Here is a 14,479-nt window from a genome sequence, read left to right as displayed (position 1 = left end):
GCAGCACCGCTCGGTCGAGTGGCGGCCGCGTACGTGACCCGCGCGCTCACTGCCAGACGTTGGGCTTGATCTCCGGCTCGGCGGCCACCCGCGGTGCCGGCGGCGCGGCGGCCGCGAGGTCCCGGACGTTCTTCTGGACCGCGACCACGGAGAAGAGCGCCATCGCGAAGCCCAGACCGTAGAAGCCCTTCTCCGACAGTGCCAGCTCCGCGTTGCTGAGGCCCGCGGTCACGAGCACGACGGAGGTGATGACCATGGCCCACGAGAGGCCGAGGAAGATCGTCGTCACCGGGATGCCCTCCGCCCGGTCCCGCACGGACTTCTGCAAGGCGATCGCCGAGAACAGGCCGAGCAGCAGAGTCGTGCCGTAGAAGCCCTTCTCCGAGAGCTCCATCTCCGCGTTCCACAGCCCGACGGCGAAAGCGCTCACGGAGATGACGAGGGCGACCCAGGACGCGCCGACGAAGGCCGCGGTCGGACGGGCGGGGAAGCTCTGCTGCGACATGGGGCGCTCCGTTGGTGGGGCGTCCGGCACCGTGCCAGCCGCGCCACGATGGTGGCGGTCCGGCAAGGCGAACGCAAGCATCCCGCGCGACGACACTCGGTCGGACCAGTTCGTCTGGGTCCGTCCGACGAGGTGCGGACCCAGACCGGCGCAGCCGGCGAACTGACGTGTTTTTCGGCAACTGACCAGGCATTCCCCCACTCGGACGTCCACCTGCCGGGACGGTGGATACGGACGTTTCCGGCAACCGCGCCGGAATTAGGGAGCCGAACGGCGTAATCACTCCTGTCACAGACAGTATTCGCAGGTCAGCGGCCCAAGATCGTCGAGCCGGAGGACTGTACAGCGCCTGTGCGGGGCCCTTCGGCCGTCTGGCTGTGCAGCGGACGGGACACGACCGCCGGCTTCTTCACGAGGCTGCGGCCATCGCCTTACCCCTCCCCCTCTCCCGACGACGTCGTCGGCAGTTCGAAGGAACTCGATGTCCATCCCACGCAGCTTGCGCTCACGACGAGTGCAGACCCTGCTGACCGTTTCGGTCGCCGCGACACTTGTCGCTAGTGGCCTCCTCGTCGCCGCCACTGGGGCGAGCGCGGCAGCGGTCAATCTCTCGCAGGGCAAGACGGCCACCGCGTCGTCGTCCGAGAACGCCACCTACTACCCCGCCTCGGCGGCCGTCGACGGGAGCGCTACCACCCGGTGGGCGAGCCTCTCGACGGACGCGGAGTGGATCCAGGTCGACCTGGGCCAGACGTCCACGATCGAGCGCGTCGACCTGCAGTGGGAGGGCGCCTACGGCAAGTCCTTCCAGATCCAGGTCTCTGGCTCCGCGACCTCCGGCTTCACGACGATCGCCACCGTGACCAACGGCACCGGCGGCAACCAGAGCGTCCCCGCCGCCGGCTCGGGCCGCTACGTCCGCCTCCAGGGCGTCACGCGCGGAACCGGCTACGGCTACTCGCTGTGGGAGCTCCAGGTGTTCGGCACGGCCGGCACGAGCTCGACCACCACGACGACCGCCACGACCCCGCCGCCGACCACGCCGGCCGCCGGCTGCGGCACCGCTGACGTCGCGCAGGGCAAGGCGGCCAGCGCCTCGTCCGTCCAGACCGGCTCGGACTACGTCGCGGCGAACGCGGTCGACGGCAACGGCGGCACCCGCTGGGCGAGCGCCTCGACGGACGCCGAGTGGATCCAGGTCGACCTCGGCTCGACGCAGACCCTCTGCTCCGTCCAGCTCGACTGGGAGGCCGCGTACGGCAAGGCCTTCAACATCCAGGCCTCGAACAGCGCGACCTCCGGCTTCACGACGATCGGTTCCGTGACCAACGGCACCGGCGGCAACCAGACGGTGGCCGTCAACGGCTCGGGTCGCTACCTGCGCGTGCAGGGCGTCACCCGCGGCACCGGCTACGGCTACTCGCTGTGGGCACTGCGGGCCTACGCCGGCTCGTCGTCGACCACCTCGCCGACGCCGACGCCGACCCCCACACCGACCCCGACCCCGACCCCCACGCCGACGGTTCCCCCGGTCGCCGCGGCCGACCCGGTCAACCCGAACTTCGGTTCGAGCACGTTCATCTTCAAGCCGACGGACACCCAGGCGTCGATCCAGTCGACGCTCGACGCGGTGTTCAAGCGTCAGGAGGCGAACCAGTTCGGCGAGGAGCGTGACCAGTTCCTGTTCCTGCCCGGCACCTACGCCGTGCAGGCCAACATCGGCTTCTACACCGGCATCGCCGGAGCCGGGAAGAACCCGGACGACGTCCAGATCAACGGCGGCGTGTGGGTCGACGCACAGTGGTTCAACGGCAACGCGACGCAGAACTTCTGGCGCTCCGCCGAGAACTTCGCCGTGACGCCGAGCACCGGCCAGGCTCGCTGGGCCGTCGCCCAGGCCGCGCCGTTCCGCCGCGTGCACGTCAAGGGCGACCTGTCGCTCGACTCGTCGGCCTACGGCTGGGCCTCGGGCGGATACATCTCCGACTCGAAGATCGACGGCAAGGTGACCTCGTACACGCAGCAGCAGTGGTACACGCGTGACTCGAGCGTCGGCAGCTGGGACGGCTCGCTGTGGAACGTCGTGTTCTCCGGCACCCAGGGCGCCCCCGCGAACACCTTCCCGAGCCCGACGACGACCACGGTGAACACCACCGGGGCGATCCGCGAGAAGCCGTACCTGTACTACGCCAACGGCTCCTGGTCCGTGTTCGTCCCGAGCCTGCGCTCGGGCACGACGGGCACGACCTGGCCCAACACGGCCGGTACCTCGCTCTCGCTGAACACGTTCTACCTGGCACACCCGGGTGACGCCACGGCGACGATCAACCAGGCGCTCTCGCAGGGCCTGAACGTCATCTTCACGCCCGGCGTCTACCACACCAACCAGACGATCAACGTGACGAAGGCCAACCAGATCGTCCTCGGCATGGGTATGGCGACGATCATCCCGGACGGCGGCGTCAACGCTCTGCAGACCGCCGACGTGGACGGCATCAAGATCGCCGGCCTGCTGTTCGACCAGGGCACGACGAAGTCGAACACGATCCTGACCGTCGGCTCCGCCGGCAACCACACGGACCGCGCGGGCAACCCGCAGTCCATCCAGGACGTGTTCATCCGCGTCGGCGGCGTCGTCGCCGGCAAGACCACCAACGCCATCGTCATCAACTCCGACGACACGATCATCGACCACATCTGGTCCTGGCGTGCCGACCACGGAGCCGGCGCCGGCTGGAACGACAACGTCGCCGACTACGGCCTGATCGTGAACGGCAACGACGTCAACGCATACGGCCTGTTCGTCGAGCACTACGAGAAGTACAACCTGCTGTGGAACGGCAACAACGGGCGCACGATCTTCTTCCAGAACGAGCTCCCGTACGACGCGCCGAACGTCGCGGCCATCACCCACGACGGCGGCATCAAGGGCTACGCCGCCTACAAGGTCGCGGCAGGCGTCACGCAGCACGAGGCCTGGGGCCTGGGCTCCTACAGCAACTTCACGAGCGACCCGACGATCCGGGTCGACAACGGGTTCGAGGTCCCCTCGGTCCCCGGCGTGAAGATGCACAGCCTGTCCACGGTGTCGCTCGGTGGCATGGGCTCCTACGCCCACGTCATCAACGGCGTCGGTCCCGCCGCGGAGGGCACGTCGACCGTGCCCGCCACGGTGACCAACTACGGCGGCTGACACCAGCGTCGTCGCCCCGCGGCTCACCTGGTCCCTCTGGGTGAGCCGCGGACCCGGAGCCCTCGAGGTTCGCGGGAAGCAGCGAGTCGTTGGCCGTCCCCACTGCGGGGGCGGCCAACGCTCTTGTCTGGCGGCACCTGCGGGCACCCGCTCGATACGATCGCCCGATGCCACCGCAGGACTGGATCGAGCACCGGCGCCCGGACGACCGCGAACGCCTCGGCTGGATCCGCCCGGACGGTGACGGGTTCGTCGCCCTCGACGCGCTCGGGCGCGCGGCCACGGGAACGGTCGACTGGCTGGCCGCCGAGGAGGCGCTCGAGGAGCGTGGCCTGTACTGGCTCGCGGACCTGTGGCAGCTCGACCTGCCCGACGGCAGCCGTGAGCGCGTGCGGATCGTCGAGGTGACGCCCGAGCGGGTCGTCGTGAAGGTCGACGACTTCGGCGCGGTGGACGTGGTGACCGCGAGCTACGTGCTGCCGTTCCCGGCGCCGGACGTCCTGCGGCCGTTCGAGGGCGACCCCTCGACGCTCGGCCCAGGACTCTCGTCGAGCTGACGGGCCGGGTCACGTCTCAGCGGACCGTGAGCGCGCCGCGTGCCAGGGTCACCCGCCGAAGTCCTTGGCGAACCACGCATAGGACCTGCGCTGACCCGCACTGACATAGTCGAAGTACACGGTCACCGAACCGTCCGCACTGCGATCCGCCACAGCGCCGAGGGTCTCCTTGAACGCCCAGCTCGACGTCAGCGGGAGGATGAACGGCGGCTCGCCGACCGGCACGTGGATGACCGCGAGCGTCATCCGTTCACCGAGGTGCCAGGGATCGTCGGCCTTGGCCAGTCTCAGCTGGACGAGCCACGACACCTCGCCGTGGACGCTCGCGAGGGGCGGCCCGGCCGGGTGGATCAGCTGGCTCAAGAACGCACCGACGCTGAGGTCGGGGTCGACCTCCACCTGGTACTTGTGGCTGACGGCGTCGTCGCCCATGGCGACCGATCCCCGGTTGACGGTGACGAGCACGATTCTCCTGGTCTCGGCGGGCGGTGCGAGGCCGCAGCCTACCCAGCCGCGGCCGGCCCGAACGGCACAGTCTCGAGCGTCCCTCCGCCGATGACGAGACACGTCGCCTCCGGCACCTCGAGCCACGCTCCTCGCAGGTCACCGAGCGGCTCGGACACCACGATGCGCGTGTCCTCGGACAGGTCGTGCAGCACCGGGTTGTCCGGGTACTGCTGGCGCAGCACGGCGACGTCCTGGTTGTGGAACAGCGAGCGCGACCGGCCCTCGGAGGAGTACCGGAAGGCCCACAGGCGCTCCCCGTCCGACACGGCGATCGTGCCCTGCACCGGGTAGTCGACCCCGCGCCGACGCGCGACGTCCTCGACGAGCCCGATCGCCGCGGCGACCGCCCGGGGCGGGTCGTCCGTCAGCCCGAACGTCAGCGCGAGATGGAACAACGTCTCGGAGTCGGTGGTGCCGGCGATCGTCGGGAAGAGCTCGGGATCGACGGCCAGCTGAAGGTCGCGCTTCAGCTCACCGAACCGGGCGAGGAAGCCGTTGTGCATGAACAGCCACCGGTCGTGCCGGAACGGGTGGCAGTTGCTCTGCTGCACGGCCGTGCCGCTGGTCGCCCGCACGTGTGCGAGTACGACCCCCGCGCGCACGTGCTGCGACAGCTCACGCAGGTTCTCGTCGCTCCACGCCGGCTCGACGCTGCGGAACAGCCCCGGGGTGGGCGAGTGCTCGTCGTACCACCCGACGCCGAACCCGTCGCCGTTGGTCGGCTCCGCACCGAGCCGACTGTGCAGGCTCTGCATGACCAGCGAGTTGGCGGGTTTGTAGAGGAGCTCGTCGAGCAGCACCGGCGAACCCGCGTACGCGATCCAGCGACACATCTGCGACCTCCTCGTCGAGCGCCCGCGTCCCTCCAGGCTCCCACAACGGCAGAATGCCGCTGCTCAGCCCATGGACCGCCCAGGAACGGACGGCGTCGGCCATCGCCCCGATCTGGCTAGACCAGCTTCGGGAAGGTGATCAGGAAGGACGAGGCGACGAGGAACAGGACGACCGCGAACCCGAGCAGCACGTCCCCGCCGCGGGTGGACCTCATCCGGCCGGACATCGCGGCGAAGAACAGCACCGCAGCGAACGCGACCGTCAGCAGCGTGTAGTTGTCGCCTCGTTGGTTGTTCCTCAGCGCCTGCTGGTACTTGGCGTCGGCCCGGGCGTCGGCGGCCTTGGCCCGGTCGAGCTCGGGGATCCGGTACTCCGGCAGCTCGAAGGGGGACGCCGCGGCGTCGGGACTCTGCAGCGGGTCGGAGGCCAGCCAGACCGGGAACGCGGTGGCGAGCGGCTCGGGGAACCGCGCGGCGAAGAAGTCCGCGAGCGCGGTGTCGCCACCCGCGTAGGCGGTCGCCCACTGGGAGAACAGCGTCGACTGCACGCTGATCCTGCGGTTGGCGACGCCCTCGAAGCGGGTCGCCTCGATCCGGGCGGTCGACGCCTGGCTGAACGAGATCGACATCGCCCCGCCCCACTTGCTCGACTGGAATCCGACCCACGCCGTCAGGATCGTCGTCACGGACAGCAGGACGACGACGACGACCTCCCGCCAGTCCACCGGGTGCCGCGGTGGCGACTCGTCGTCCATGTGCCGATCATGGCGCCTGAACTGCCCGAACGCGCCTCGAACCGCGGACGGCGACTGCACTACCGGCTACCGCGAGCGCGACTGCGAGACCTGCCCACGACCGCAGCGAAGGTCATCGCCTGCCGGTGAGCCACTGGCGCGTCCCAGGAGGAACGAGGCTCTCGTCGCGTGTCCCCGACTTGACCTGCGGGGAGCGCGGGGTGACTCTGAGGACGCAGCCTGTCGGCGCGAGCCAGTGCCGACGCGTGTTCGACAGGCGGGGCATCTCTGCGTTGAGGGAGCGCTCCCATCCGGAGCACCCTGCTCGACCTCGGCCGCCGCGACAGGTAGCCGACGCCGTCCTGAGTGACCGTCCAGCACGGTTTCGCCACCTCACCAGCGGTTCCCGCAACGGGTCGACAACAGGGTCGCCCGTCGCGCGAAGCGAACTGTCGAGCAACAGGGACAACTCCATATGTCTGGTCAGACAGGTCTCAAGAAGCTGGGACCACGCATCTCCTCGAACGGTCGCCGTTGGGTGGCCCTGATCCTCGCCGGCGCTCTGCTGGCATTCGTTGCGCAGGTCACGGTCCTGCCACTTCCCCGGGCAGCCGCCGTCGCAGTCGGTTCGGGGAGCTATGCGGACGGGACGCCGCCCGGGGGGGCAGTCCCGACGGAGTGCAACAACGCACCGATCACGAACCCCCGGGCCCACGTCACCGCGAACTTCCCGGCAGGGGCGATCCCCACCAACGACTGGTGGACGTCTCTGCTGTGGCACAAGTTCGACTGTGCGTCGATCTCCGAGAACCTCATGGCCCACCCGCTGGCGCTGCACGCGTTCACGGACGGTCTCGGAGTGAGCTACCCGACCACCGCGACGATCTCCGGCACGGCGACCGGGGTCGGCGAGTACCACTACTCGTACGCGGAGGACTTCCGGCTCGGCATCGCGGGACTGTCCTCGGACGGCAAGGTCGACGGCTACTCGGACTGGACCGTCAGCGAGCTGTGGACCAACGGGACCAGCAGCCTGCGGACCACGTTCGGGCACGGTCTGCCGTTCGTCTACGCGACGAAGACCGGCGGGAACGCCACGCTGACCGGCGCCGGGGCCCCGACGGTGTGGAGCAACGGGAACGCGACGGTCGGCTACACGATCAACGGGCACGACTACGCCGCGTTCGGGCCGACGGGGTCGGTCTGGAGCGTCTCGGGAAGCACGATCAGCTCGTCGTTGAACGGCGGGTCGTTCTTCTCGGTCGCGGTGCTGCCGACCACGCCGGGAGCGAGCGTCGCCGACAAGACCGCCGCGCTGAACGCGTTCGCGCCCTACGCCCACAACCACGTGACCGGCACCAAGGTGTCGTGGTCGTACGACGAGACCACCGCCACGATGACTGCCACGTACGGCTTCACGACGACGGCACGGCAGGGATCCGGAACCGGAACCGTGTACGCGCTGTACCCGCACCAGCGGGACAACCTCACGGGCGCCACCATGAGCGGCTACTCCTACGTGTCCCCGCGCGGCCCGATGCGCGTGGTCGTCGGCAGCTCGCAGTTCCGGACCGTCACGCCGTTCAACGGGGTGCTTCCGCAGCTCGCCAACACCGGCTTCCCGGCGGGTTCCGCCGACGCCGCCCAGCTGAGCGGCTACGTCGACCAGGTGGCCACCGGCGACCCGTTCGCCGGGTTCGGCGACGACACGTACTGGACCGGCAAGGCGTTCGGGCGGATCGCCCAGGCTGCCCAGATCGCCAACCTCACCGGGAAGCCGGCCGCCCGTGACCAGCTCGTCGGCGCCATGCGGACCCGGCTCACGGACTGGCTGACGGCCACGCCCGGGGAGGCGACGCGGTCGTTCTGGTACAACTCGGCCTGGGGCACGCTGATCGGCTACCCCGCGTCGTACGGGTCCGACACCGACCTGAACGACCACCACTTCCACTACGGCTACTTCGTGGTGGGCGCGGCGACCGTGGCGGAGTTCGACCCGGCATGGGCGGCCGACTCCGCGTACGGCGGCATGCTGAACCTGCTGATCAAGGACGCCGCGAACTCGGACCGCGCCGACACCCGGTTCCCGTTCCTGCGGGACTTCGACATCTACGCGGGCCACGACTGGGCGTCCGGTCACGGCGCCTTCGCCGCCGGGAACAACCAGGAGTCCTCGTCGGAAGGCATGAACTTCGCCAGCGGCGTCATCCAGTGGGGCCAGGCCACGGGGGACAAGGCCGTCCGCGACCTGGGCATCTACCTGTACACGACCCAGGCCTCGGCCATCTCGAACTACTGGTTCGACACCGACGACGAGGCGTTCCCGGCCGCGTTCGGGCACTCGTCGGTCGGCATGGTGTGGGGCGACGGCGGCGCGTACGCCACCTGGTTCTCGGGCGAGCCCGAGATGATCCAGGGCATCAACTGGCTGCCGAGCACGGGCGGGCACCTCTACCTCGGCTACGACCCGGCCGACATCACGCGCAACCTCACGGAGCTGACGCGCAACAACGGCGGGCCGCCGACGGTCTGGCAGGACATCATCTGGGAGTACCAGGCGCTGGCCGACGCCCCGACCGCGCTGTCCCAGTTCCGAGCCCAGGCCGGCTCGTACCCGGTCGAGGAGGGCGAGTCGAAGGCGCACACGTTCTACTGGCTGAAGAACCTGTCGGGGCTGGGCACGGTGGACCGGTCGGTCACCGCGAACACGCCGCTGCACGCCGTGTTCGTCAAGAACGGCGTCCGAACCTACGAGGCGGCGAACATGAGCGCGTCGCCGATCACCGTGACGTTCTCCAACGGCGTCACTCTGGCGGTCCCTGCCCGGTCGGTGGCGAGCTCGAACACCACCGCGCCGCCCACGGACACGAGCCCACCCTCGACCCCGTCGGGCCTTGGCTCCTCGGGGACGACCTCGACGTCGACCTCGCTCTCGTGGTCCGCGTCGACCGACAACGTCGGCGTCACGGGGTACGAGGTGCTGCGCAACGGCTCGGTGGTCGGCACCGCGTCGGGCACCTCGTACGCGGCGACGGGCCTGTCCCCGTCCACCTCGTACACGTTCGCCGTCCGCGCCCTCGACGCGGCCGGCAACCGCTCCGCGAGCGGCACCTCGTTGACGGTCACCACCTCGGGCTCGGGCGGAGACACGGCGGCTCCGTCGACACCGGGCGGGGTCACCGCCTCGGGCACCACGTCGTCGGCGACGAACCTCGCGTGGTCGGCCTCGACCGACAACGTGGGTGTCACCGGGTACGACGTGCTCCGCAACGGCTCGGTGATCGGGGCCACGAGCGCCCGGACCTTCACCGCGAGCGGCCTCGCGGCCTCGACCGCCTACACGTTCACCGTGCGGGCGTACGACGCTGCGGGCAACAGGTCCGGGAGCAGCTACCCGGTCACGGTCACGACGACCGGCACGTCGACCGGCACCGACGCGACGTCGCGGATCCAGGCTGAGTCGTACAACGGCATGGCGGGCGTCCAGAAGCAGGCGACCCAGGACGTGGACGGCGGCCAGAACATCGGCTGGATCGCCAACGGCGACCATGTCCGGTTCGACAACGTCAGCTTCGGCACCACGGAGCGCCGGACGTTCGTCGCCCGGGTTGCCTCCGGCGCGGCAGGCGGGGTCAGCGGGCTGGTCAACGTGCGGCTCGACAGTCTGACCGGCCCGTCGATCGGCAGCTTCGCGATCGCGACTACCGGCGGGTGGCAGACCTGGCAGACCGTGCCGGCGAACATCGTGCCCACCACCGGCACGCACACCGTGTACCTGACGTTCGACTCCGGGCAGCCGGCGGACTACGTCAACGTCAACTGGTTCACGTTCCAGTAGTGGAACCCCGGGTGCATCGGAAGCCGGTGCACCCGGGACCCTCACTAGGGTCGACGGATGATCGTCGAGTCCTCCGTCGATGTCCCACTGGCACCCGGTATCGCCTTCGCCGTGTCACAGACCACCGGCGCCGCCCGGCTGCGCTGGGACCCGTTCATCCGTCGCCAGGCGTTCCTCGACGGCGCGACCGCCCCCGCCAGGGGCGTCCGCACCCTGACCCGGCACAGGTCGGGGATGCGGATGGTCAGCGAGTACGTCTCCTACACGCCGCCGACGAACGTCGGGATGAAGATGGTCGACGGCCCGTGGTTCTTCGCGGTCATGGCCGGCGCGTGGCGGTTCACACCCCTTCTCGACGACGCCGGGACCCGAGCCGTCTGGCGGTACAGCTTCACCTGCCGGCCTGGTTGGTTGGCACCCCTGGCCGAGCGGGTCGGGCGGGCGGGGGGCACGTTGCGTCCCGGTCGACGGTCCCGAGCGCACCACGTGGTTGGTCAGCGATGCTGGTGCCATGAGTGATCCGTTCTGGCGGTTCGGTGTCGAGCTGGCCATCGAGCAGGTCTACGGCGAGACCGAGCCCGTCCGGATCTGGGCCTTCCCCAGGACGCAGGAGGCGAGCGCGACCGCCCCCGTCGACACGGTCCGTGCCTACGAGCGGGAGGAGCCGGACGCCCACTGGCACTACGTGGGTCTCGGCCTCAGCTCCCCGGATCTGGGCCACGACGGCGCCCTCCGGTGCGAGCTGACCTTCCGGCTGGAGCGCGGCGACGAGGACCTTCCGCCGCAGTGGCCCGCGGACCTCATCCAGCACGTCGCGGACTACGTGCTCGAGACCGGGCACGACGTCGGCCCCGGCCACACGTTCGACCTCAACGCGCCGGTCGTCCCGGACTCGCGCTCTGCGCTGCGCCACCTCTTCTTCGCGCCGGACCCGGACCTCGGCGCCCTGTTCGTGCAGGCGGTCGGGATCACGTCGGACGAGCTCGCGGCCCTGGAACAGTGGTCCGGCTTCGCGGCCGTTCTCGCGCAGAACGTGCCGGGGTTCGTGACCCGACCGTCGCGCACCTCGACGCTGGCGCTTCCCGGTGTCATGGAAGCGGTCGCGGCGGGTGCCGAGACCGAGGGCTCGATCAGGGCCGTCTGCGTGGTGTCGACACTCCAGGTGACCCCGTCGCGGAACCTCGCCGATCGGCTGGCCGGGCGTCGACGCATCACCGTGACGATGACGACCCATCCGATCGACTCCCTGCGACGGGCGCTGCTCGGCCGGCTCGCCCGCGGCGAGCCGCTGATGGTCCGGGGTCCCGATGCCGAGCTGCTGCTCGTCCCGGAGGCCGGAGCAGGGCCGCACCGCGAGCAGCCGAACTGCTGGGTGGTCGGCCTGTTGCCGGAGCAGGCGACCGACCTCGCGGACACGTTGGCCCCGGTCCCGGGCACGTACCGGGCGCCGACGCTCCCGCACGTCTCGTTCGACCTCCGGCCCTCACCCGTGACCGGGCTCTCCGCGCCGGAGTCCGACCCTGCGTGGTGAGGCGCCCGAACTCACCGCGCCTTTGCGCGGGCCAGGGTCAGCATCCGTTCCTCGAGGGTCGCGGGCACGGGCTCGACGGTTGCCGCCAGCCCCGCGCCGGCGAGGATGCGGCGAACCTCGTCCAGGTCGGCGTCGGCCACGCGCACGTCCCGGCCGTCCAGGATGACCGGCACGCCGGCGCCGTTCAGCACGCCGAACACCGCCGCCCAGTCGTCGGTGCGCACCGCCGCCGCAGCCGTCGCCCCGATGAGGTCCGCCTCGCTGCCCTGCCCGACCAGCTGCCCGTCGGACATCAGCAGGAGCCGGTCGCACTGCTGCGCCTCCTGCATGTAGTGGGTGGTCACGAGGACGCCGGTGCCATCGGCGGACTGCTCGCGGATGGTGTCCCAGAGCGCCGACCGGGACAGGGCGTCGACGCCGGACGTCGGCTCGTCGAGCAGCAGGACCTCGGGGTCGTGCGAGAGGGCGATGACGAACGCGAGCTTGCGCTGCGCACCCAGCGGCAGCTCCCCGACCAGCGAACCGGCGTACCGGGCGAGGTCGGCGGGCAGGTTCGGCACGGGCGTCCTGTAGGAGTCGGCGGCGAACCGCATGTTCTCGGTCGCCGTCAGGTCGGGGTAGAGGCCGAGGTTCTGCGGGACGTACCCGAGCCGTCGCCGCCGCTCGCGGGTGGGCGGGCCGCCGAGCACCTCGACCGTCCCCGAGGTCGTCCCCAGGAGGCCGAGCAGCATCCGCATGAGCGTGGTCTTGCCGGCGCCGTTCGCACCGAGCAGGCCGACGACCTCACCGGGTCCGACCTGCATCGACACGTCACTGACGGCCGTCAGGTCCCCGAAGCGACGGGTGACCGACGCGGCCCGCAGGAGCACGTCGCTCATGCCGTCGTCCGCTGCAGCGAGAGCGCGATGACGATGTCCTCGAGGTCGGGCTCGATCACGCGCCCGTCGGTCGGCGTCTGGCCGACGGGCCAGAACTCGTGCCGTTCGGGGCCGCGCCGCCACGACCACTGTGGCCTGACCGCTGTGCGACCGCTCGACACGGTGCCCGTGAACTGGGCGCGCACCTGCTCGTACGAGCCCTGCACCAGCACCCGTCCGGCGTCCATGACGACGAGGTGCCCGGCACGCTCGGCCTCGTCGAGGTACGTCGTCGACATGATCACCGCGGCGCCGGCGGCGGCTGCCTGCGACACCATCCGCCACAGGTCGATGCGGCTCACGGGGTCGATGCCCGTGCTGGGCTCGTCGAGAACCAGCAGGGCGGGGCGGTGGACGCTGGCCAGGCAGAAGCCGAGCTTGCGCCGCATCCCGCCCGACAGCTGGGACGCCAGACGCTCGGACGCCGCGGTCAGGTCCGCGCCCTCGAGCACCTCCGCGCGGCGGGCGTCCAGGACGGCGCCCGACAGGCCGTAGATCCCCCCGACGAAGTCGATGTTCTGCCTCACCGACAGCGACGCCCAGCTTCCCGACGACGCCGGCAGGAAGCCGAGGTCCTGCTTGCCGGGAGCCTCGACCTCACCGCCGTCCAGGCGCTGCTCGCGGACCAACGCGCGCAGGAGCGTCGTCTTGCCGGCGCCGTCGCCTCCCACCACCGCCACGACCGAGCCCGCCGGGACCTCGACGGTGACGTCGTCGAGCGCGACGGTCTCACCGAACCGCACGGTCGCGGACCGCAGCCCGAAGGTCATGCGTCGACCCGCGCGGCAGCGGGTGCCCGCCTCCGCTCGCCCGGTGCGAGGTCGCGACGGAACCGCAGGGTCGCAGCCGTGAAGACGACCGTCGCCATCACCGCCAGCACCGCGAACGCCGGCCACAGCGAGACCAGCGAGGCCCCGCGCAGCATCACACCCTGGGAGATCATCACGAAGTAGGTCAGCGGCAGCAGGTACCCGATCCACCGCACGCCCGGGGCCATGGCGTCGAGCGGGAAGATCATCCCGGACAGCAGGATCGACGGCAGCATCACGAGGAACGCGGTCTGGATCGCCTGCCCGGTGGTCCGCGAGATCGTGGAGATGAACACGCCGATCCCGAGCACGACGAACAGGAACAGCGCCGCGCCCAGCGCGAAGACCGCCACGCTGCCGTTGAACGGGACGTCGAACAGCGTCATGCCGAGCACGGTCACGATGATCATGTCGAGGGAAGCCAGCAGGAAGTACGGCGCGATCTTGCCGAGGATCACCGAGCTCGGCTTGATCGGCATCACGGCCAGCTGCTCCAGCGTGCCGGCCTCACGCTCGCGGACCAGCCCGATGCTGGTCACGATCGTGCCGATGAACGTCAGGATCAGGCCGATGATCGCGGGGATCATCACCCACGCGGTGGTCAGGTCCGGGTTGTACAGGACCTCGGTCTGCACGCTGGAGCCGAACGAGTTGAGCGTCCCGACGATCGACTGCGCCGCGAACAGGTTCGAGCCGTCGACGAGGGCGAGGACCGGCGTCTGGTCTGCCACGAACGCGACGTCGACCGTGTTGTCCTGCAGCAGCTTCTCGGCATCGGCCCGAGTGTCGGTCGGCGCGTCGACCGTCACCTCGAAGAACGCGGGCAGCTGCGCCGTCACCTGAGCCGCCTGCGGCCCGACGACCGCCGCCTTGACCGACGAGACGTAGAAGTTGGCCGCGTACCCGAAGATCACGAGCAGCAGCAGCGGCAGGACGATCAGCATGGCCAACGTGCGCCGATCGCGTGCCAGCTCCCGGAACTCCTTGACGACCATCGCCTTCATGCGACGAACGTATCGGGCGGCGCAACGGCCCGATACCTGTGCGCGACCACG

Annotated in this window: 12 protein-coding genes; 5 read left to right on the top strand and 7 right to left on the bottom strand. The window is 70.3% G+C overall.

The annotated features are described in order from the left end of the window. Nucleotides 1–46: 46 nt before the first annotated feature. Complete coding sequence (gene yiaA / locus I847_RS22600; protein ID WP_034609564.1) at nucleotides 47–505, bottom strand: inner membrane protein YiaA; 459 nt, start codon at nucleotides 503–505, stop codon at nucleotides 47–49. A 481-nt stretch (nucleotides 506–986) separates the two neighbouring features. On the opposite strand from yiaA, the gene I847_RS0108205 reads away from it, so the two are divergent. Then, nucleotides 987–3,698, top strand: coding sequence for a discoidin domain-containing protein (locus tag I847_RS0108205; protein ID WP_034609563.1), 2,712 nt, complete (start codon nucleotides 987–989; stop codon nucleotides 3,696–3,698). Nucleotides 3,699–3,865: 167 nt separating this feature from the next. Beyond that, nucleotides 3,866–4,255, top strand: coding sequence for a hypothetical protein (locus I847_RS0108200; RefSeq protein WP_028049319.1), 390 nt, complete (start codon nucleotides 3,866–3,868; stop codon nucleotides 4,253–4,255). Between the two features lie 48 nt (nucleotides 4,256–4,303). Here I847_RS0108200 and I847_RS0108195 read toward each other — a convergent pair whose 3' ends face one another. The 3 genes from I847_RS0108195 to I847_RS0108185 form a co-directional block, all read right to left on the bottom strand. Further along, nucleotides 4,304–4,720, bottom strand: a complete 417-nt coding sequence (locus I847_RS0108195; RefSeq protein WP_028049318.1) for a hypothetical protein — start codon at nucleotides 4,718–4,720, stop codon at nucleotides 4,304–4,306. Nucleotides 4,721–4,758: 38 nt separating this feature from the next. After that, entirely contained in the window at nucleotides 4,759–5,595 is an 837-nt protein-coding gene (locus I847_RS0108190) for a class II glutamine amidotransferase (protein ID WP_028049317.1), read from the bottom strand. A gap of 116 nt (nucleotides 5,596–5,711) precedes the next feature. Then, entirely contained in the window at nucleotides 5,712–6,350 is a 639-nt protein-coding gene (locus I847_RS0108185; protein WP_028049316.1) for a hypothetical protein, read from the bottom strand. A gap of 454 nt (nucleotides 6,351–6,804) precedes the next feature. Here I847_RS0108185 and I847_RS0108180 point away from each other — a divergent pair, with 454 nt between their 5' ends. The 3 genes from I847_RS0108180 to I847_RS0108170 are packed head-to-tail and all read left to right on the top strand — an operon-like array spanning nucleotide 6,805 to nucleotide 11,698. Next, the gene (locus tag I847_RS0108180) at nucleotides 6,805–10,167 is read left to right on the top strand and encodes a glycosyl hydrolase (RefSeq protein ID WP_034609562.1); all 3,363 of its coding nucleotides are present in this window, start codon (nucleotides 6,805–6,807) and stop codon (nucleotides 10,165–10,167) included. Nucleotides 10,168–10,224: 57 nt separating this feature from the next. Continuing rightward, nucleotides 10,225–10,686 (top strand): SRPBCC family protein, encoded by a 462-nt coding sequence (locus I847_RS22595; protein ID WP_081680634.1) that lies wholly within the window; start codon nucleotides 10,225–10,227, stop codon nucleotides 10,684–10,686. After that, on the top strand, nucleotides 10,679–11,698 hold the full coding sequence (locus tag I847_RS0108170) for a suppressor of fused domain protein (protein ID WP_028049314.1): 1,020 nt from the start codon (nucleotides 10,679–10,681) through the stop codon (nucleotides 11,696–11,698). Before I847_RS22595 ends, I847_RS0108170 begins: the two co-directional genes overlap by 8 nt. A gap of 11 nt (nucleotides 11,699–11,709) precedes the next feature. Here I847_RS0108170 and I847_RS0108165 read toward each other — a convergent pair whose 3' ends face one another. The 3 genes from I847_RS0108165 to I847_RS0108155 are packed head-to-tail and all read right to left on the bottom strand — an operon-like array spanning nucleotide 11,710 to nucleotide 14,428. Beyond that, nucleotides 11,710–12,576 (bottom strand): ABC transporter ATP-binding protein, encoded by an 867-nt coding sequence (locus tag I847_RS0108165; protein WP_028049313.1) that lies wholly within the window; start codon nucleotides 12,574–12,576, stop codon nucleotides 11,710–11,712. Further along, entirely contained in the window at nucleotides 12,573–13,385 is an 813-nt protein-coding gene (locus tag I847_RS0108160; protein WP_028049312.1) for an ABC transporter ATP-binding protein, read from the bottom strand. The genes I847_RS0108165 and I847_RS0108160 overlap by 4 nt, the downstream gene beginning before the upstream one ends. Beyond that, the gene (locus I847_RS0108155) at nucleotides 13,382–14,428 is read right to left on the bottom strand and encodes an ABC transporter permease (protein WP_028049311.1); all 1,047 of its coding nucleotides are present in this window, start codon (nucleotides 14,426–14,428) and stop codon (nucleotides 13,382–13,384) included. The genes I847_RS0108160 and I847_RS0108155 overlap by 4 nt, the downstream gene beginning before the upstream one ends. Between the last annotated feature and the right edge of the window lie 51 nt (nucleotides 14,429–14,479).

Source organism: Cellulomonas sp. URHD0024 (assembly GCF_000426185.1).
In the GTDB taxonomy this organism is placed as follows: domain Bacteria; phylum Actinomycetota; class Actinomycetes; order Actinomycetales; family Cellulomonadaceae; genus Cellulomonas.
Note: the sequence above shows the minus strand (reverse complement) of the source record. Positions and strands in the feature narration are given on the sequence as shown.